A 17,790-nucleotide genomic window follows, 5' to 3' on the forward strand; every position below is an offset into this window, starting at 1 on the left:
CTATGCGCACGGAAGGATTTCGAGCATGAACCAGACACTCGGCGCCAGGCTGTCCCCGGATCTGACCGGCGCCAATGTCGAAGATGCAGGCGAGCACAACAGGGCCGTCGTCCTGCGCTGCATTCATCGCCAGGCGCCGATTTCGCGCGCCGAAATTGCCAGGCGGACGGGTTTTACCAAACCGGCAATCGCCCGGATCGTCGATCGCCTGCTGGACGAGGGGCTGATCATGGAAGCCCGCCGGCGGCACGGGTTGAGAGGCCAGCCGGCAATCGAACTCGAAATCAATCCGGATGCCTGTTTTGCCATCGGCATCAACATCGATCGCGACCATCTGACAATCCTGGCCGTCGATGCCGTCGGCAATGTCCGCGCCCGCGTGCATCACGAGAAACGTTTCATCCTGCCGACGGAATTCCTGCAGCTCACGGCCGATGCTATTTCGCATTTCCAGCGCAGCCGGCTCATCGACGACGCGCGCCTCGCCGGCATCGGTCTGGCGATGCCGGATTGGCTTGGCGAGATTTCGCTCCTCGGCAAGCCCAAGACCTATCAGGAGTGGACGGCATTCGATGTGCGCGCAGCACTGGAAAACCTGACGCAGCATCCCGTCTTCATCGAAAACGAAGCCAATGCCGCCGCCCTTGCCGAACTCGATTACGGACTGGGCGCTGAAAGCAGCAGCTTCTTCTACATCGCCATCAATCCTTGCCCGGGTGGCGGCCTCGTGCTCGACGGCAACGGTCATCGTGGCGCCATGGGCCTCAGCGGCGAAATCGGCTGGCTTCCGATCGCCGACGGCGGGGACGGCAAGGCCCATAAGGTCCAGCTCCTCGGCGAGATATTCTCGCTGTTCTTCCTCTATGATTTCCTCGCGCAGCACGGCGTCGAGGTGAGTGTTCCGCACGATCTCCTGACGTTGGATGCGCATGGCAGGCGCCTCGTTTCGCAGTGGCTGAAGGAAATGAGCGCGCATCTGGCAGTCGCCGTCAAGCATATCGGCATGATCGTCGACCCCGACGCCGTCCTCGTCGGCGGCAGACTGCCGATCCGCATTGTCGATGAATTGCTTCGCTACGTGCACGAGCATCTGGATGCCGAGGATACCAGTCTCCCCTCGCTTCATCGCGCTTCGCTCGGAGAGGATGCCTCGGCCATGGGGGCGGCGGCCATGCCGATGGCAGCAGCCCTGATGCTCGCATCGGCGGACGCTGCGCAGCGCACACGTTCGCCACTCAAGAACATGGATCGCCTGAACAGTTGAAACGGCCGGCAAGGCCCACGGATTTTGGTGAAGAACGGATTTTGGTGAAGATGGGAGGATTTTGGTGAGGATCGGCTTTTACACCTCGACATTCAACGATCGCCCCCTGGAGGAAGTGGTGGATTTCGCCGCATCGGCAGGTTTCGACGCAATCGAGATCGATGTCGGCGGCCATATCAAGACGCCCGATCGGGTGGAGGCCGCCGTTGCGCTCGCACGCAGCCGCGACCTCTTCGTGTCGTCGATCACCTATTTCGGCAATCAGCTCGATGCTGACCGCGCAAAGCGTGAGGCACTTCGGGCGAAGACCGCCGAGTTTGCCGGCGCGATCGGTGAGGCGGGTGTGCCAATCTTTGTGATCTTCCCAGGCCGGGACGACACCGCAAGCGACGAAGCCAACTATGATGACTTCGCCGATTTCGCCAACGGGCTGATCGCGCAGACACAATCCCAAGGCCTGACCTTTGCAATCGAGAACTGGCCGGGTCCGAAGGATAATTTCATTGGGACGACGCCAAGAGGCTGGCAGGAGCTCTTTCAGAGGATCAAGGATCCTCGCTTCGGGCTGGAATTCGATCCCTCGCATCTCATTCGCATTGGCGTCGATCCCTACCAGGCGATGGAGGCGGTGAAGGATCGCATTGCCATCCTTCACGCCAAGGACACTGCAATCGATCCGGAGAGCTTGCAGGCCGTCGGCTATCACAGCAAGGGCTGGTGGCAGTACAAGCTGCCGGGGCTCGGCCTGATCGATTGGCCGCGTTTCCTGCGCCAGGCTCGCGGGGCTGGCTTCGACGGTACGCTGTCGATCGAACATGAGGATGCCGCCTATGGCTGGCCGGGCAAGGACTTAGCCGCGCGCAAACAGGGCGAGCGCCTCGGCCTCGATTATTTGAGAAATGTCCTGAGCGGACTTTGATAGCGATTTCGGGAGGACTGTAATGGCCCATGTTTCGGTCAACAATGCGCGCAAGGATTACGGCGCGTTCAAAGCCATCAAAGGCGTATCAGTCGACATCGGTGACGGCGAGTTCGTCGTTCTGGTCGGCCCCTCGGGCTGCGGCAAATCCACGCTTTTGAGGATGATTGCGGGCCTCGAGGGCATCACCTCGGGGCAGATCCAGATTGGCAAGCATATTGTCAACGAGCTTGCGCCCAAGGACCGGGACATCGCCATGGTGTTCCAGAATTATGCGCTCTACCCGCATATGACAGTTGCGAAGAACATGGGGTTTTCGCTGCGGCTGAAACGAATGCCGCGGACGGAGATCGATCAGCGGGTCGGCAACGCCGCGAAGATTCTCGGCCTCGAAAGTCTCCTGGAGAGATATCCGAAGCAGCTATCGGGCGGCCAGAGACAGCGCGTGGCGATGGGGCGGGCAATCGTGCGGGACCCGGCCGTCTTTCTCTTCGACGAGCCCCTGTCGAACCTCGATGCCAAGCTCAGGGTGCAGATGCGCTCGGAGATCAAGGAACTGCATCAACGGCTGCAGACGACGACCATCTATGTCACTCACGACCAGATCGAAGCCATGACCATGGCCGACAAGATCGTCGTCATGAAGGACGGTCTGATCGAGCAGTCGGGTTCTCCGTTGGAATTGTACGATCGTCCGAACAACCTTTTCGTCGCCGGATTTATCGGCTCTCCGGCAATGAATTTCATCAGCGGCACCATGACGGAAGATGGGTTTCGAACCGCCGATGGCCTGCTCCTGCCGAGCGAGCGCCGTCCGCCTGAAGCCGTGACCTACGGTATTCGTCCCGAGCATCTCCGGTTGGACCCGGGCGGTATCGAGGTAACAACGGTGGTCGTCGAGCCCACCGGTTCGGAAACGCTGCTCATCGCCCGGCTGGGAACGCAGACGCTCACTTGCGTTTTCAGGGACCGGATCAGGGCAGCCCCCGGCGAGGTGCTGAGGATCGCGCCAATCCACGATGCGGTTCATCTGTTTGCCGGAGACGAGCAGCGGATCACATCAGGCGAAGCCCCGTTGAACTGACCCGGCCGATTGCCCCTCCCCTTCGGCCGGCGCCAGCCGGGGGCGCGTTTTCCGCGCCCCCGGCCCCGAAAGCTCTCAGTCCTGCACGGCCGGTTTTCGCGCTCAGTTCAGGCTGCGTCGCGATACGTTCGGGTGTCGGGCTGCGCCACGCCCAATTCGAACTGCGTGACCAGTTCGCGCAGGCGCTCGGCCTCGCTGGCGAGCGTGATGCTGGCTGCTGTGGTTTCCTCCACCATCGAGGCGTTCTGCTGGGTCACCTGGTCGAGCTGGCCCATCGCCGAATTGACCTCCGACAGGTTCGTCGCCTGTTCCCGCGCCGAGGCCGCCAGCGCTTCCATGCGCTGATTGATATCGGTGATGAAGCGGCCGATGTCGCCAAGTGCAGCGCCGGTGTGGCTGACCAGTTCGACGCCGCTGGCGACGTTGGCGGATGCCCGTCCGATCAGGTCCTTGATCTCCCTGGCGGCCTGGGCCGAGCGTTGGGCGAGTTCCCGCACTTCCTGGGCGACGACGGCGAAACCCTTGCCGGCTTCGCCGGCGCGGGCGGCCTCGACGCCGGCATTGAGCGCCAGCAAATTGGTCTGGAAGGCAATTTGATCGATGACGCCGATGATGTTGTTGATCTGCTTGGAGGATTCCTGGATCTGATCCATGGCCTCGACCGTCTGGGCCACCACCTTGCCTGATGCCATGGCGCTGCGATTGGCGTCGTCGGCGACGCCGCGAGCCTCTTTGGCGATCTCGAAAGCTTCCGTGACTTTGGCGGTGACGGCGCTCAGCGCCGCGGCGGTCTGTTCGAGTGTCGCCGCCTGTCGCTCGGTGCGACCGGAGAGTTCGTTGGAGCCGTTGCTGATCTCGCGAGTGCCTGAATTGATGATCGATACACTTTCGGAAACGGAAAGGAGCGTGTCGCCGAGTTGCTTGACGGAGGCGTTGAAGTCATGCCTGAGTGGTTCGAATTCCGGTGCGAACGCGTCTGCCAACTTGACGGCGAGATCGCCCTGGGCGAGCCGCTTCAGCCCGGCGGCAAGGCCCGACGTGGCGACCGTCAGCCGCTCTGCCGCGCTTAGCTCTGCCTGCTCCTGGTCTGCCAACCGGTTTGCTTCCGCCAGGCGACGGTTCTCCTCGGCCTCGCTTTCGAGCTGGGCGCGGGCGATGGCGTTCTGACGGAAGACTTCCACCGAACCGGCCATCAGGCCGATTTCGTCGCGGCGCCCGGCATAGGGGATCACCTTATCCGTCTCGCCGGCTGCGAGTTCCTGCATGGACTGGGTGATACGCTGGATCGGGCGCGACACATGCCGGGCGATGGCGATGAGAATGCCGAGGCCGACGATCGCGGCAATGCCTGCCAATGCCAATTCAGTTTCGATCTTCGATTCCAGCGCGCTGCCGGCGGCGGCGACGCTCTCGGTTGCTATTTTGTCGACAATCGCGTTGACGGCGGCAATCCCGGTCAGGATCGCCTGCTGCGAGCGCGCCAGCTTTTCGGTTGTCGGGACTTCGTCCGCCTGTTGCAGCCCGAGACTGATCCTGACGTCTTTTTCCCAGGCATCATGGGCCTGGCGGAGCGACCGCACGCCGTCGGTCAGCGAACCGGCGAGATCGACGCTGCCAAGCTCGTTGAGCGACTGCACCAGCGCGCCGTTGCTCTCTTCGAACTCAGCCTTGATCTCAGCCGCCGGGACGAAGTTCGTCATCGACAGCACCCGGTCCACCACGGAGGTCGCTTCCTTGAACTGCTGTTCGATATGGGCGGAGGCTATCTTGGCGTTCACCGCCTCCTGCACCACCACTGCGACCTGGGTCTGGCCGACGATCGCCTGGTAGCCGATCAGGAATGCGCTGCCGAAGCCGACGACGATCGTGACCACCATCGGAGCGAGAATCTGCATGCGTATGGAGAGTTTCATTGCCTGCACCTCAGTTCGGCAGCGTCGGCAGGGGGATGTCTTGCTTTTCGGCGGTCAGAGTTCCCAAGAACGCGATCAGATCTTTGCTCTCCTGGTCCGTCAGCAAGAAGGGCGACATCGCCCGATCGAGCGACGGACGGCTGACGCCGCCGCTTTCATAATGGACGATCACCTCGTCCATGCTCTTCAGGCTGCCGTCATGCATATAGGGGCCGCGGTAGAGCGTGTTGCGCAGGCCCGGCGTCTTGAATGCATATTTGTTGTCAGGGCTGCTTGCATCGATCTTGTAGCGGCCGATATCGTCGCTCGGCAAGCCAATGTCATGGAACTTGTTGTCGGTGAAGTTCCAGCCCGTGTGGCAGGAGGAACAGCCGGCGGTGCCGGTGAACAGCTCGAAGCCCCGTTTGGCGCTGTCGGAGACCGCCTTCTCGTCGCCGTCCACCCAGCGGTCGAAAGGCGACCAGTTGGAAACCACTGTCCGCTCATAGGTGGCGATCGCCGTCAGCATCGTCTCCTTGGTGACACCCTTGTCAGGGAATACCTCGTCGAACCACTTCTTGTAGTCAGGTATACCCTGCATTTCGGTCACGGCGGTGTCGAGCTTGCCGTTCATTTCGGCGGCAGCCGTGATCGGACCTGCTGCCTGCTCCTCCAGGTTCGGCGCGCGGCCATCCCAGAAGAAGGGCGAGACCCAGGCAACATTCAGGACCGTCGGCGCCTGACGCGCGAGCGCGGTATTGGCCGCGCCGATCGGCGTCGTCACCGGTGTCTCAAAGCCGAAGGAAGGGTTATGACAGCTGGCGCAGGTCATGTTCTTGTTGCCGGAAAGCCGCGGGTCGAAGAACAGCATCTTGCCGAGCGTCGCCAACTGAGGGGAGTAGGCTGTCACGCCCTCGAAAGGGACTGTCAGCGGCCGCTTATACGCGGAAAGATCGGCGGCCGCGCCAGGCTGGACGACGGCCAATGCGAGTAAGGAAGCTGCAATCAGGAAACGCATCGTTCTAGCAAGTCCGAACTTGGTTCTGGATTATGCTAAAATTAGCGTCATTACGTTAATTCTATGTAAAGCAATCAATACTTGAGTTATGCGCGAAAGTTTGAGAGCTAACGTGACGCGGGCGGATATTAATCGCTGCGAAGTACAATATAGGGCTCCTATTAAATTGCCCTCGTGGATGACGATCACGGTACCGGCCTTGCTTGGCGCACTCACGAACGGCCGAGCAAATGTCGAAATATGAGGCTTTGAGGAGATCGACCAGCTGGAACCAACGAAACGGTCTATGGCGAACCCGGAAAGTTCTTCGAACCATCACGCAGCAGGATTGTGCAAACGACTTCAAGGTTGCTGGTGAGCAAAACTCATCCCCGCTCTAGCTGACGGCGTTCCTTTTGCCGAGGAGGGCTGCGCGGATCTGTTCGCTTTTGCTCAACGAGGGAGGAGGGACCGGTGGTGTCGGCTCTGGCGCGTCGGCTTTGCCGGTGGTCTGCTTGAGGCTCAGGAAGCGCTTTTGCGCGACCAGCCGGTCTTCGGACGACAGTGGTTCGACGGGTTCGCCGTCAAGGCCGTGGCGCATGGAATCGGGCTGGGCGCTGGCGAAATAGTAGCGTCGGCCGTGGACATAGGCCGCGGTCGCCCGCCGCAGCGTCGTGACGCCGGCATCGGGCTTCAGGAGCGGGCGGAGTTCATTGAAAAGGCCGACGGCAAAAGGAAGGACCGGATCCCCCGCCTTGGCCGGAAGGACGCCGACCGGCCGGATCAACAGCATGTTGATCGCGTTTGCCTTTTCCACGTCGAGCTCGGTTGCCGCAATCGGTCCGCGGCTGATCTTCCAGGGCTTGTCCATGCGTCCTCCATGTAACGTCCATAGCGACCGACTGTGATGGTATCTTGACGGACAGCGCGAGTAACGGAAGTCGCATATCGTCGGTTCCACTGCAAGCCGGTGGGACGCGGTACTGCCGCCGTGTGGCAAAAAGCCGTTACCCCCAGCGCTGCTACAGCCCGGCGTCCTCGGCTGCCGTCGCATCTAATCGTTTTTATCGAGAAATATGCATTGACCTGCCGCATCGATTACACTTCATATCCGCGCCCAAGATGGAGTGACCGGCCGGGGAGGATATATGCGGGTTTTCTCGAGCATTGACGAGCTGCGCCATACGCTCGATGCACTGAGGCGGCAGGGGCGGACCGTCGGCCTCGTCCCGACGATGGGCTATCTCCATGCCGGTCACATGGAACTTGTCTCGCGCGCTCGCGCCGAAAACGACATTGTCGTCGTCTCGATTTTCGTCAATCCATTGCAGTTCGGCCCAGCGGAAGACCTCAGCAAATATCCGCGCGATCTGGAACGCGACGCCGCCATGCTGAGGCAAGCCGGCGTCAATTTCCTTTTTTCGCCTGGCGTCGAGGACATGTATTCCCGCCCGATGCTTGCTGTCGTTGACGTTCCCGATCTCGGGCGCGAACTCGAAGGGGCGGTACGGCCGGGGCATTTTGCCGGCGTCGCCACTGTCGTCTGCAAGCTTTTCAACATCGTCCAGCCGCAGACCGCCTATTTCGGAGAGAAGGATTACCAGCAAGTCGTCATCATCAAGCGCATGGTGGACGATCTGGCTGTGCCGGTGCGCGTGATAGCAGTGCCGACGGTCAGGGATAGCGACGGTCTCGCATTGTCGTCGCGCAACGTCTATCTCAGCGAGGCGGAGCGGCGTGCCGCGGTGATCGTCCCTCAGACGCTTGACGAGGCGGAGCGTCTGGTTGCCGGCGGCCTTACCGATCCGGGGGAACTCGAGGCAAAGCTCACGGCATTTCTCAATCGCGAACCTCTGGCAAAGCCGGAGGTCGTCGCTGTCAGGGATGCTTCGACGCTGCAGCCGGTCACTTCGATCGCAGACCCTGTCGTTGTGGCGCTCTTCGTTCGGGTTGGCTCGACACGGCTTCTCGACAATAGGGTTATCGGCGGGCGGGGCTTGCCAGGAAAGGGAGTGATCAGATGAGCGCGGCCGGAATTCAGAAGCGCCTGACACCAGCGCGCATCTCAGCCATGAAGGGCGGCAAGCCGATCGTCTGCCTGACCGCCTATACGACGCCGATGGCGCGGCTGCTCGATGAGCATTGCGACCTCCTGCTGGTCGGGGACTCGCTCGGCATGGTGCTCTACGGGATGGAGAGCACCATCGGCGTCACGCTCGATATGATGATCGCGCACGGTAAGGCGGTGATGCGCGGCGTCGACAAGGCCTGCGTCGTTGTCGACATGCCGTTCGGCACCTATCAGGAATCGAAGGAGATCGCGTTCCGCAACGCTGTCCGCATCCTGCAGGAAACCGGCTGCGATGCCATCAAGCTCGAGGGCGGCGAGGAGATGGCCGAGACCATTGCCTTTCTGACGAAGCGGGGGGTCCCGGTCATGGGGCATATCGGTTTGATGCCGCAGCAGGTCCAAACCGCAGGCGGCTATCGTTCCGTCGGTCATTCCGAGCACGAGACGTCGAAGATCCGGCGGGACGCGCATGCTATCGGCGGCTCTGGCGCCTTTGCCGTCGTCATCGAGGGAACAGTGGAGCCGCTCGCCCGCGAGGTGACGGCCGCGATGCACATCCCGACCATCGGTATCGGCGCCTCTTCCGCCTGCGACGGTCAGGTTCTGGTCTCCGACGACATTCTGGGGCTCTTCAACGATTTCATCCCGCGTTTCGTCAAGCGCTACGACGAACTCGGCAAGAGGATTTCGGCCGCCGCCGCCGCTTACGCCGGCGAGGTCCGGTCGCGACAGTTTCCGGCAGCGGAGCATACGTTCAAGCGGCGATCCTGAGGCGAGGCGATGTCAGGTCCATCACCGCGCGATATACTGTTCGCGCATGCTGTCGGCTGAGCGGCGAACCGCCTCGGAAACCTGCACGAGCTGTTTGGCCATGGGCGTCGAATGGCGCCAGATCATCCCGATCGTTCGCGACGGCTGCGGAGATTGGAACCGCGAAATCGAAACATGCGCCGAGCGCGTTTCGAGGGGAACAGCCATCTCGGGAATTAACGTGATGCCGATCCCGGCGCTGACCATCTGAACCAGGGTGGATAAAGAGCTGCCTTCCATGACTTCCCGGGGGCGGGCCGGCCCTATCTTGCAGAACGACAAGGCCTGATCGCGAAAGCAATGGCCTTCCTCGAGCAGCAGCAACCGCATTTCGCGCAGCGCCTCGCGTTCGGGCACCGGCTTGCCCTCGTCTTCGGGCCGCCGGACCAGCACGAATTCTTCCTTGAAGAGCTCGAGCTCGGTCAGCGAGGGCTCGGACACCGGCAAGGCAACGATTGCCGTGTCCAGCTGGCCTTGCGCCAGCTCGTGAACCAGCTTCGACGTCTGGGTCTCGCGCACCTCGATCTGGATGCCGGCAAAGCTCCTGTTCAGATCGTTGATGATCGCTGGCAACAGATAGGGCGCGATCGTCGGGATGATGCCGATGCGCAGCCGCGTCAGGAATGGATCGCGCGCGGCACGCGCCAGATCCGCCAGCTCGTCGACGCCACGCAGGATATCGCGGATCCTGAGTGCGACGCTTTGGCCGAAAGCGGTCAGCTTCACCTCACGCGCGTTGCGCTCGAAAAGCTCACCGCCCAATTCTTGCTCAAGTTCTTTGATCTGCATTGACAATGCCGGCTGGGAGATCGCACAGGCGTCGGCGGCACGTCGGAAGCGGCCATCTCTAGCCAGTGCTTCAAAATAACGTAGCTGTTTCAGGGTAAGGTTCTTCATAAGTTCAGCTTATCGCAACGATCAGTAAATCCAACTTAAATTTATTACATGCTTCCGATATGAAGACTGCAAGGGGAGAGTGGGGCACCAGCTCGGCTCATCTTTTTTACGCGCAGACAGATCAAGCAATGAAGGAGACGATCATGGACAACCCCACTGACAGCGCAGGCAAATGTCCTGTGCCACACGGCAATACGCCTCGCAGCAGCCGATCCAACCGCGACTGGTGGCCGGACCAGTTGAACGTGCAGATTCTTCACCAGAATTCCGGCCGCGCCGACCCGCTCGGCCAAGCCTTCGACTATGCCGAGGAGTTCAAGAAGCTCGATCTCGACGGCCTGAAGAAGGATCTTCACGCGCTGATGACGGATTCGCAGGATTGGTGGCCGGCCGATTTCGGTCACTATGGCGGCCTGTTCATCCGCATGGCCTGGCACAGCGCCGGCACATACCGCATCACCGATGGCCGCGGCGGCGCCGGGGCTGGCCAGCAGCGTTTTGCGCCGCTCAACAGCTGGCCTGACAACGTGAACCTCGACAAGGCCCGCCGCCTGCTGTGGCCTATCAAGCAGAAATACGGCAACCGTATCTCCTGGGCTGACCTGTTGATCCTCACCGGCAACGTCGCGCTCGAATCCATGGGTTTCAAAACCTTCGGTTTCGCCGGCGGCCGCGCCGACGTCTGGGAGCCGGAAGAACTTTACTGGGGTCCTGAGGGAACCTGGCTGGGTGACGAACGCTACAGTGGCGAACGCGAACTGGCAGAGCCGCTTGGCGCCGTGCAGATGGGCCTTATCTATGTCAACCCGGAAGGCCCGAACGGCACTCCGGATCCGCTGGCATCCGCCCGCGACATCCGCGAAACCTTCGCCCGTATGGCGATGAACGACGAAGAAACCGTGGCGCTGATCGCCGGCGGGCATACCTTCGGCAAGACCCATGGCGCTGGCGATCCGTCGTTTGTCGGTGTCGACCCGGAAGGCGGCGAGCTCGAAGCTCAGGGCCTGGGCTGGACCAGCAAGTTCAACACCGGCGTCGGTCGCGATGCCATCGGCAGCGGCCTCGAAGTGACCTGGACCCAGACGCCGACCCAGTGGAGCAACTACTTCTTCGAAAACCTGTTCGCTTTCGAATGGGAGCTGACCAAGAGCCCGGGCGGCGCGCATCAGTGGAGCGCAAAGAACGCTGAAGCCTCCATCCCGGATGCCTATGATGCGTCGAAAAAGCATCTTCCGACCATGCTGACCAGCGACCTGGCGCTGCGTTTCGATCCTGTTTACGAGAAGATCTCGCGCCGCTTCCTGGAAAACCCTGCCGAGTTCGCCGATGCCTTCGCCCGCGCATGGTTCAAGCTGACCCATCGCGATATGGGACCGAAGGTGCGCTACCTCGGCCCAGAAGTTCCGGCCGAAGACCTGATCTGGCAGGACGTGATCCCGGCCGTCGATCATCCGCTCGTCGACGACAAGGATATCGCCGACCTCAAGGCAAAGGTGCTGGCAACCGGCCTCACCGTGCAGGAACTGGTCTCGACCGCCTGGGCGTCCGCCTCGACCTTCCGCGGCTCCGACAAGCGCGGCGGCGCCAATGGCGCGCGCATCCGCCTTGCCCCGCAGAAGGACTGGGACGCCAACCAGCCGGCGCAGCTCGCCAAGGTGCTCGGTGTTCTCGAAGGCATCCAGAAGGACTTCAACGCTGCCCAGACCGGGGCGAAGAAGATCTCGCTGGCCGACCTGATCGTTCTCGCCGGTGCAGCCGGCGTCGAGAAGGCGGCGGCAGAGGGCGGCAACGCTGTCAGCGTGCCCTTCACGCCAGGCCGTACGGATGCCTCCGAGGCACAGACCGACGCGCATTCCTTCGCAGCGCTCGAGCCGCGTATCGACGGCTTCCGCAACTACGTGAACGGCAAGCGCCATCAGTTCATGAAGCCGGAAGAAGCGCTCGTCGACCGCGCCCAGTTGCTGACGCTGACCGGACCTGAAATGACCGTTCTTGTCGGCGGTCTGCGTGTGCTGAAGGCCGGCGCGCCTGAGCATGGCGTCTTCACGTCTCGTCCGGAAACGCTGACGAACGACTTCTTCGTCAACCTGCTCGACATGGCCACGCAGTGGGTGCCTGCCGCCGGCAAGGAAGGCGTCTATGAAGGCCGCGACCGCAAGACCGGCACTGCCAAATGGACCGGCACCCGCGTCGACCTGATCTTCGGCTCGCACTCGCAGCTTCGCGCCTTCGCCGAAGTCTACGGCCAGGCCGACGCCAAGGGGAAGTTCGTCAAGGACTTCGTCGCCGCCTGGAACAAGGTCATGAACGCCGACCGCTTCGACCTCGTCTGATCGGCAGCATTTTCCCCGGGCGCAGTCTCGGCTGCGCCCGGGCATTTTCTATTTTCATCGTCTTGCGCTTCCACCGCATCGCTTCTTCTCCCTCATCTCTGTGCTTGTTGTCACAGAGATCCAGTGCGCCCAAGTCCTTGGGCGCGGGAGACTTCCTTGCTTTGATAGGAGTCATTCACCGCGCAGAAGCGCGGTAGCTGGATTCCTATGACAGGCATAGGAAGTGACGAGCGCCGGGTGGCGTCGCATGATCGCAGCACTTTAGCGAGGCAGAATGCCGAAAGGCGAAAGTGACAGCAGATCGGGATCAGTCGTCGCCGTTACTGTCGCTACCTGGGCATGGTTTATGCTGTAGCCGTAGGTGAGGACGCGGTCACCGTCGATCATGAAGAATTGCGCCCGATCCAGGCCGGGCCGCAGAGTACCCGTCACGGTGACGGTCTCGTACATTCTTGCCAGGTGCAAAGGCTCTTCCGGAACGACACGAACCAGTTGGTTGGGCGGAGGGGACGGCATGTGGCTGCAGGCTCCGGCCCAAGGCACCAGCATGAATTCGTAGACAAGATCGCCGTCCTGGTCGATCGGCAGAACGAAGCCCGTCAATTCGATCGGATGCGCCTCGCCATGCCAGGCGAGTGTTTCGCCCTGTGGGCCGCTCACCGCCTTGCCCGACAGCGGAACTGTCGCTTTGGGCTGATCGGCCGGCCGTAAAGCGTTCCAGAAGATAGGCTGAGCTGCAGCGAAGGCGTTGGAAATTGGCCATGCGGAACCAAATGCCAGCGCCGCGAACGTCAGGAGGAAAGGTTTGTGTTTCATCATTGCATCTCCACCGGGCCGGCCGCTTTGACTACCTTGCCGCTGCCGCGTGGATGCTACTCTCGATCCCGTTCGGCCGTCAAAGCTTCCGGCGCGCTCGAGTCCGTCCTGGACGGCAGTGCCGAGGATCTGTTGCGCATCGACCGGAGGCAGATGCTTGGGGCACAGGCCCGAGCATGACGAAAGAGACGTCGGCGTGCTTCGTCAGCAGTCAAGAGACCCCGCGTGGGGTGAACACGGGGTCTCCCTGCCGGACCAACAGAACGATGAGGCCTTACGTCTCCGGCATCATCGAAGAGTGGTGCGAGGTGATCAGCCAGTTCCCGTCCTTGAACTCATAGGTATAGGTGTAGCGGGCGGGAACCTTCGAGCCGTCCTTCAGGCTGAAGGTGTAGGTGCCGACGTCGACGGCCCAGTTGCAGCCGATCTGGATGTCGCGGCTGTCGATGTGGCCTTTGGGCTCATTCGCCAGGAAATGCTCGAAATAATCGATCCGCTCCGCCTGGGTCAGGCGAGGCTTGTCCGACAAGGTCGCGAGAAGCACTGAGTCCTCGCTGTAATTCTTGGCGACTTCCTGCGGGCTGAGAGATGCAAGCGAGGTATTCCAGCGGTCAAAGAGCTTTGCGATCTCCTGCTCGCTGACCGGCGCGCAGGTTGTTGCTGTTTCGGCCGCTGCGGCGGATTGGACCTGAACGAAACCGAGGGCGAGGGCGGCGGCAATGATGGTACGCATTTTGACTTTCCTATGTGGCGGTTCCGGCGGACATCGCATCGGTCAACCGCATGACCAGCAATTTAAGTGTCCTATGCTGCCGCCACATCTGCCGGCTGGCTTCGATCCGATCTGCCAAACGGCATAGATGACATTCCCGCCGGAATGACTATCGTGCCGGCGTCATTCATTTTCGGAGCAGTCCTGTTGGGCATGGAGCACGATACAAGTTCGACGCATTCGCCAAACGTTGCGGAACTGCGGGCCCTTTACCGGGCGGCGGAAGCGCGGGCGGCTCGTCTGCGTTTCATCATCGAAGTGCAGAACCTGCTCGATGCCGCTGCATTCGAAACGGCTGCCCTGGAAGTTCTGTCCCGGCTTGCAGACTTCGCGGGAGCATCGCTTGCCAGGCTCGTTTTTCCGTCGTTCCAGGGAAAAGCGCCCGTGCAGCTGACGGTGGGCAAGTCGACGAGCCCCGAAAGCGATAACATCTTGTTTGCCTCGCAGGACGGCTCCGATCTCCGTTTGACGATCATCGGATCTTCGAAAGCGCGCGCCATCGATGCCGACGACCGGCAGACATTGGAGGTGGTGGCGGGGCAGCTCGCCGACGCCTACAATCTTAACCGGCAGGCGGCAGAAAATCAGGCGCTACTCGGCGATCTCCAGCGGCAGCGAAGTGAACTCGCGGCCCTTGTCGCGCAACTGATCCAGGCGCAGGAGCAGGAACGGCAGCGGGTGGCGCTCGATCTTCACGACGGCTCGGCGCAGCTGGCGGCAGGCCTCAGCTATCGCCTGCAGGACCTTGCGGCCCGCATCGGCGAGGCGCATGCCCTAAAGCCTGAGATCGACCAGCTCGCGACGCTCGCGCGCCATTCCGTTGCCGATCTCAGGGCAGCCATCGCCGATCTTCGCCCGCCCGAGCTCGATGATCTCGGCGTCGCCGCGGCCCTGCGCACGCGTCTCGATGCGATCGATGACCTCGAGGTGATCGCCGATCTCGATGCCGCCGCCGATCGCTGGCCGGCATCGACGGGGATCATCTTCTATCGTGTCGCGCAGGAAGCGATCACCAATGTGATCAAGCACGCTGAGGCGAGCCGGCTGGTCGTCCGTCTCTTTGAGGATGGCGCGGGCGAAGCGCATCTCGAAGTGATCGATGATGGCAAAGGCATCGGCGAGGTGCGCCATCCCCAGATGCGGGGCGGGCGGCTCGGCATCGTCGGGATGCGTGAACGGCTGGCGCTGCTCGGCGGCCGGATCGAGATCAGCGCGGGGTCTTCAGGGGGCACACATGTCCGCGCCGCGGCCCCGCTTGCGCGGGAGACGACATCAGAATGACGGCATCGATCCTTGTCGCCGACGATCATGACATCGCCCGCGCAGGCCTTATCGCCATGATCGGCGGTGAAGACGATTTTCATGTCGCCTGGGACGTGCGCGACGGCGTGGAAGCGGTGGAGGCCTGTAGGCTGCACAAGCCGGATCTCGCTCTCCTCGACATCCGCATGCCGCGCCTGGACGGCCTCGCCGCGACGAGGGAGATCCGGCGCGTGTCGCCGGGAACACGCGTCATGATCATCACCATGCATGACAGTCTCGACTACCTGGAAGCGGCGATCGAGGCAGGCGCTACGGGCTATCTGCTCAAGGACGCCAGCCGGGAAGACATTCTCCGCACGATCCGGCGGGTCCTTCAGGGCGATGCCTTCTTCGACGGCCCGCTCGTCGCAAAACTATTGCGCCGCGCCGCCACCAAGCCGCAGACCAACAGCAGCGCTCTGGAGACGCTGACGATCCGGGAGCGCGAAGTCCTGTCGAAGGTGGCCGAGGGCCTGACCAACAAGGAGATCGCCAGGATACTGAAGATCTCGCCCGGTACCGTGAAGATCCACGTCGAGCGCATTATCGGCAAGCTGGGCGCCGGGGATCGGACGCAGGCTGCAGTCATGGCCGTTCGCGGCGGGCTCGTCGAAACATCGAAAGAGCAGCCACAATGACCCCGACAGGACGTCTGACGGGGTGGCGTTTCGCCGACCTTCCCCTTCGAGCGAAGGGCATCGTCATCATCACGGTGCCGCTGGCGCTGCTGCTCGCAGCCCTCGCCTCGGTGTTCGTGGCCGACCGGCAAAGCCGGATTGCCGAGGATCAGGTGCGAGTCACGCTCGAGATCCAGTCGGGCATTCAGGAGATCCATGCCTCGATCGCCGAGGCCGCCACCGCAATGCGGGGTTATCTGTTGACCGGCAGAACCGATTTTCTTGATCCCTTCAACCGGGCCGAAGACAGGCTGCCCGTCGTGCTCGACGAAGTCGGTCGCCGGTTGCGGGATGAAGAGCAAAAGAACCGTCTCGAATGCATCCGCACCCTCGTCGTCGCGAAAGTCGATCGTCTCCAACTCCTGAAACAGGCCGACATCCTGCGCGCCGGCGGACGCGAGGACCTTGCGGCCAAACTCATCGAAGGCAAGCAGGTCCTCGATGTGCTGAGACAGGAAATCGACGCGATGAGCCGGCGGGAGGCGGATCTGCTTCACGCGAGGACCGAGGCCGCGGACCGGGTTCGCACTCTATCGCGAAGCCTGATGATCGCAGCCGGCTTTCTTGGTTTTGCCGGCGCGCTCGTCGCCGTCTTCCTGTTTTCGGCAAGCATTGTCCGCCGTGTACATGCGCTGAAAGCCGAGGCGCATCGGCTGTCGCAGGGCGAGGTCGTGACGGTGGCGGATCCCTTCCGCGATGAACTCGGCAGTCTCGGACAGGCGCTCGAAGATGCGAGCGTGCTTCTGAAAAAGCGCGAGGCCGATCTGACCGAAAGCGAGGAGCGCTTTCGGCAACTGGTTGAAGGCGTCAGCGACTACGGCATCTTCGGGCTCGATACTTCAGGACGGGTGATAAGCTGGAATGCAGGTGCCGAGCGGATCACCGGTTATGGCGCCGAGGAGATCGTCGGGCAGCATTTTTCCCGCTTCTATCCCACGGAAACCAGGGACACATTTCCGGCAGAAGAGCTTGCCAAAGCAGCCCTTCACGGACGAGCCGAGGCGGAAGGCTGGCGCGTTCGCAAGGACGGGTCTCGATTCTGGTCTCACGTCGTGGTAACCGCCCTGCATGATGAGACGGGCCGCCTGCGCGGCTTTTCCAAAATCACGCGAGATATTACCGAGCGCAAGCAAATCGAAGAGGCCCTGCTTGCCGCCCGCGAGGATGCGGTTCGCGCAAGCAACGCCAAGAGCGAATTCCTGTCGCGCATGAGCCACGAACTGCGCACGCCGCTGAATTCCGTGCTCGGTTTCGCGCAGCTTCTGGAAATGGACGTCACCGATACCGAGTCCAGGGAGAGCGTCGCGCAGATCTTGAGGGCCGGCCGGCATTTGCTCAGCCTCATCGACGAGGTTCTCGACATGGCGAGGATCGAGGCCGGGCACATGGATCTTGCCATCGAACCGCAACGCGTCGCCGATGTGATTGATGAAGCGGTGTCGCTTGCGAGGCCGCTCTGCGGCAAGCAGCAGATCCGGATAGAGGTCCTCGAGCCCGAGCGAGATCTGTCGGTCCTGGCTGACCGGCGGCGTCTCCTCCAGGTGTTCTTGAACCTTCTCTCCAATGCGGTGAAATACAATCGTCAGCTCGGAAGCGTGACCGTCAGCCACCGCGAGATTGGCGACGACACTATTCGGATCGAGGTCAGCGATACCGGCCCCGGCATCCCGGCGGAACGCGTTTCCCGGCTCTTCACCCCATTCGATCGGCTGGGAGCAGAACGTATCGGTCAAGAAGGGACCGGTCTCGGGCTCGCGCTGTCGCGGCATCTGATCGACGCCATGGGCGGCGCGCTCGGCTTCAGCAACCGTCCGGAAGGTGGCGCCACCTTCCATGTCGATTTGCCGCGCCCGCCCGCGTCGGCGCAGGAAACCCGAAGACGAGGCCTCTCCGTCGAAAGTCCGCCATAGAAGACGTTGCCTATGATTTGATTGCGCGCTTGATATCCTCCAACGC

The 17,790-nt window shown here is 62.0% G+C and carries 15 protein-coding genes; 9 read left to right on the plus strand and 6 right to left on the minus strand.

Annotated elements, in window-relative coordinates; all coding sequences use genetic code 11:
* The first annotated feature begins 25 nt into the window (after window positions 1–25).
* The 3 genes from CUJ84_RS25725 to CUJ84_RS25735 all read left to right on the plus strand — a co-directional run bounded on the left by CUJ84_RS25725 (window position 26) and on the right by CUJ84_RS25735 (window position 3,267).
* Window positions 26–1,264: an ROK family transcriptional regulator gene (locus tag CUJ84_RS25725; protein ID WP_105008528.1), complete on the plus strand. Its 1,239-nt coding sequence runs from the start codon at window positions 26–28 to the stop codon at window positions 1,262–1,264.
* A 64-nt stretch (window positions 1,265–1,328) separates the two neighbouring features.
* On the plus strand, window positions 1,329–2,183 hold the full coding sequence (locus tag CUJ84_RS25730; RefSeq protein WP_105008529.1) for a sugar phosphate isomerase/epimerase family protein: 855 nt from the start codon (window positions 1,329–1,331) through the stop codon (window positions 2,181–2,183).
* A gap of 22 nt (window positions 2,184–2,205) precedes the next feature.
* Window positions 2,206–3,267 (plus strand): ABC transporter ATP-binding protein, encoded by a 1,062-nt coding sequence (locus CUJ84_RS25735; protein WP_105008530.1) that lies wholly within the window; start codon window positions 2,206–2,208, stop codon window positions 3,265–3,267.
* Between the two features lie 107 nt (window positions 3,268–3,374).
* Here CUJ84_RS25735 and CUJ84_RS25740 read toward each other — a convergent pair whose 3' ends face one another.
* From CUJ84_RS25740 to CUJ84_RS25750, 3 genes are all read right to left on the minus strand, one after another.
* Entirely contained in the window at window positions 3,375–5,180 is a 1,806-nt protein-coding gene (locus CUJ84_RS25740; RefSeq protein ID WP_105008531.1) for a methyl-accepting chemotaxis protein, read from the minus strand.
* Window positions 5,181–5,190: 10 nt separating this feature from the next.
* Window positions 5,191–6,177: a cytochrome-c peroxidase gene (locus CUJ84_RS25745; RefSeq protein WP_105008532.1), complete on the minus strand. Its 987-nt coding sequence runs from the start codon at window positions 6,175–6,177 to the stop codon at window positions 5,191–5,193.
* Window positions 6,178–6,553: 376 nt separating this feature from the next.
* Window positions 6,554–7,027, minus strand: a complete 474-nt coding sequence (locus CUJ84_RS25750) for a ProQ/FINO family protein (protein WP_105008533.1) — start codon at window positions 7,025–7,027, stop codon at window positions 6,554–6,556.
* A 277-nt stretch (window positions 7,028–7,304) separates the two neighbouring features.
* Here CUJ84_RS25750 and panC point away from each other — a divergent pair, with 277 nt between their 5' ends.
* The gene (gene panC, locus CUJ84_RS25755) at window positions 7,305–8,180 is read left to right on the plus strand and encodes a pantoate--beta-alanine ligase (RefSeq protein ID WP_105008534.1); all 876 of its coding nucleotides are present in this window, start codon (window positions 7,305–7,307) and stop codon (window positions 8,178–8,180) included.
* Window positions 8,177–8,998 (plus strand): 3-methyl-2-oxobutanoate hydroxymethyltransferase, encoded by an 822-nt coding sequence (gene panB / locus CUJ84_RS25760; protein WP_105008535.1) that lies wholly within the window; start codon window positions 8,177–8,179, stop codon window positions 8,996–8,998. Before panC ends, panB begins: the two co-directional genes overlap by 4 nt.
* Before the next feature lie 21 nt (window positions 8,999–9,019).
* Here the strand turns inward: panB and CUJ84_RS25765 are convergent, their stop codons facing one another.
* Window positions 9,020–9,934 (minus strand): hydrogen peroxide-inducible genes activator, encoded by a 915-nt coding sequence (locus tag CUJ84_RS25765; RefSeq protein WP_105008536.1) that lies wholly within the window; start codon window positions 9,932–9,934, stop codon window positions 9,020–9,022.
* Window positions 9,935–10,077: 143 nt separating this feature from the next.
* Between CUJ84_RS25765 and katG the strand changes: the two genes are divergently transcribed.
* On the plus strand, window positions 10,078–12,267 hold the full coding sequence (gene katG, locus CUJ84_RS25770) for a catalase/peroxidase HPI (RefSeq protein WP_105008537.1): 2,190 nt from the start codon (window positions 10,078–10,080) through the stop codon (window positions 12,265–12,267).
* 261 nt (window positions 12,268–12,528) lie between these two features.
* Here katG and CUJ84_RS25775 read toward each other — a convergent pair whose 3' ends face one another.
* Complete coding sequence (locus CUJ84_RS25775; RefSeq protein ID WP_105008538.1) at window positions 12,529–13,086, minus strand: DUF3299 domain-containing protein; 558 nt, start codon at window positions 13,084–13,086, stop codon at window positions 12,529–12,531.
* Between the two features lie 271 nt (window positions 13,087–13,357).
* Window positions 13,358–13,816, minus strand: a complete 459-nt coding sequence (locus tag CUJ84_RS25780) for an SgcJ/EcaC family oxidoreductase (protein ID WP_105008539.1) — start codon at window positions 13,814–13,816, stop codon at window positions 13,358–13,360.
* A 192-nt stretch (window positions 13,817–14,008) separates the two neighbouring features.
* On the opposite strand from CUJ84_RS25780, the gene CUJ84_RS25785 reads away from it, so the two are divergent.
* From CUJ84_RS25785 to CUJ84_RS25795, 3 genes are read left to right on the plus strand one after another with little or no spacing between them, the layout of a single operon-like run.
* On the plus strand, window positions 14,009–15,136 hold the full coding sequence (locus tag CUJ84_RS25785; RefSeq protein ID WP_105009166.1) for a sensor histidine kinase: 1,128 nt from the start codon (window positions 14,009–14,011) through the stop codon (window positions 15,134–15,136).
* The gene (locus CUJ84_RS25790) at window positions 15,133–15,795 is read left to right on the plus strand and encodes a response regulator (protein WP_105008540.1); all 663 of its coding nucleotides are present in this window, start codon (window positions 15,133–15,135) and stop codon (window positions 15,793–15,795) included. Before CUJ84_RS25785 ends, CUJ84_RS25790 begins: the two co-directional genes overlap by 4 nt.
* Window positions 15,792–17,744 (plus strand): sensor histidine kinase, encoded by a 1,953-nt coding sequence (locus CUJ84_RS25795; protein ID WP_105008541.1) that lies wholly within the window; start codon window positions 15,792–15,794, stop codon window positions 17,742–17,744. Before CUJ84_RS25790 ends, CUJ84_RS25795 begins: the two co-directional genes overlap by 4 nt.
* Window positions 17,745–17,790: the final 46 nt, after the last annotated feature.

The sequence above is a fragment of the Rhizobium leguminosarum genome, assembly GCF_002953715.1.
Taxonomy (GTDB): domain Bacteria; phylum Pseudomonadota; class Alphaproteobacteria; order Rhizobiales; family Rhizobiaceae; genus Rhizobium; species Rhizobium leguminosarum_V.

What these genes read in the sequence shown, in the direction of transcription:
- CUJ84_RS25725 (WP_105008528.1), top strand. Translation starts at nt 26, where the DNA reads ATGAACCAGACACTCGGCGCCAGGCTGTCCCCGGATCTGACCGGCGCC.
- CUJ84_RS25735 (WP_105008530.1), top strand. Translation starts at nt 2,206, where the DNA reads ATGGCCCATGTTTCGGTCAACAATGCGCGCAAGGATTACGGCGCGTTC.
- CUJ84_RS25740 (WP_105008531.1), bottom strand. Translation starts at nt 5,180, where the DNA reads ATGAAACTCTCCATACGCATGCAGATTCTCGCTCCGATGGTGGTCACG.
- CUJ84_RS25745 (WP_105008532.1), bottom strand. Translation starts at nt 6,177, where the DNA reads ATGCGTTTCCTGATTGCAGCTTCCTTACTCGCATTGGCCGTCGTCCAG.
- CUJ84_RS25750 (WP_105008533.1), bottom strand. Translation starts at nt 7,027, where the DNA reads ATGGACAAGCCCTGGAAGATCAGCCGCGGACCGATTGCGGCAACCGAG.
- panC (WP_105008534.1), top strand. Translation starts at nt 7,305, where the DNA reads ATGCGGGTTTTCTCGAGCATTGACGAGCTGCGCCATACGCTCGATGCA.
- panB (WP_105008535.1), top strand. Translation starts at nt 8,177, where the DNA reads ATGAGCGCGGCCGGAATTCAGAAGCGCCTGACACCAGCGCGCATCTCA.
- CUJ84_RS25765 (WP_105008536.1), bottom strand. Translation starts at nt 9,934, where the DNA reads ATGAAGAACCTTACCCTGAAACAGCTACGTTATTTTGAAGCACTGGCT.
- katG (WP_105008537.1), top strand. Translation starts at nt 10,078, where the DNA reads ATGGACAACCCCACTGACAGCGCAGGCAAATGTCCTGTGCCACACGGC.
- CUJ84_RS25775 (WP_105008538.1), bottom strand. Translation starts at nt 13,086, where the DNA reads ATGATGAAACACAAACCTTTCCTCCTGACGTTCGCGGCGCTGGCATTT.
- CUJ84_RS25780 (WP_105008539.1), bottom strand. Translation starts at nt 13,816, where the DNA reads ATGCGTACCATCATTGCCGCCGCCCTCGCCCTCGGTTTCGTTCAGGTC.
- CUJ84_RS25785 (WP_105009166.1), top strand. Translation starts at nt 14,009, where the DNA reads ATGGAGCACGATACAAGTTCGACGCATTCGCCAAACGTTGCGGAACTG.
- CUJ84_RS25790 (WP_105008540.1), top strand. Translation starts at nt 15,133, where the DNA reads ATGACGGCATCGATCCTTGTCGCCGACGATCATGACATCGCCCGCGCA.
- CUJ84_RS25795 (WP_105008541.1), top strand. Translation starts at nt 15,792, where the DNA reads ATGACCCCGACAGGACGTCTGACGGGGTGGCGTTTCGCCGACCTTCCC.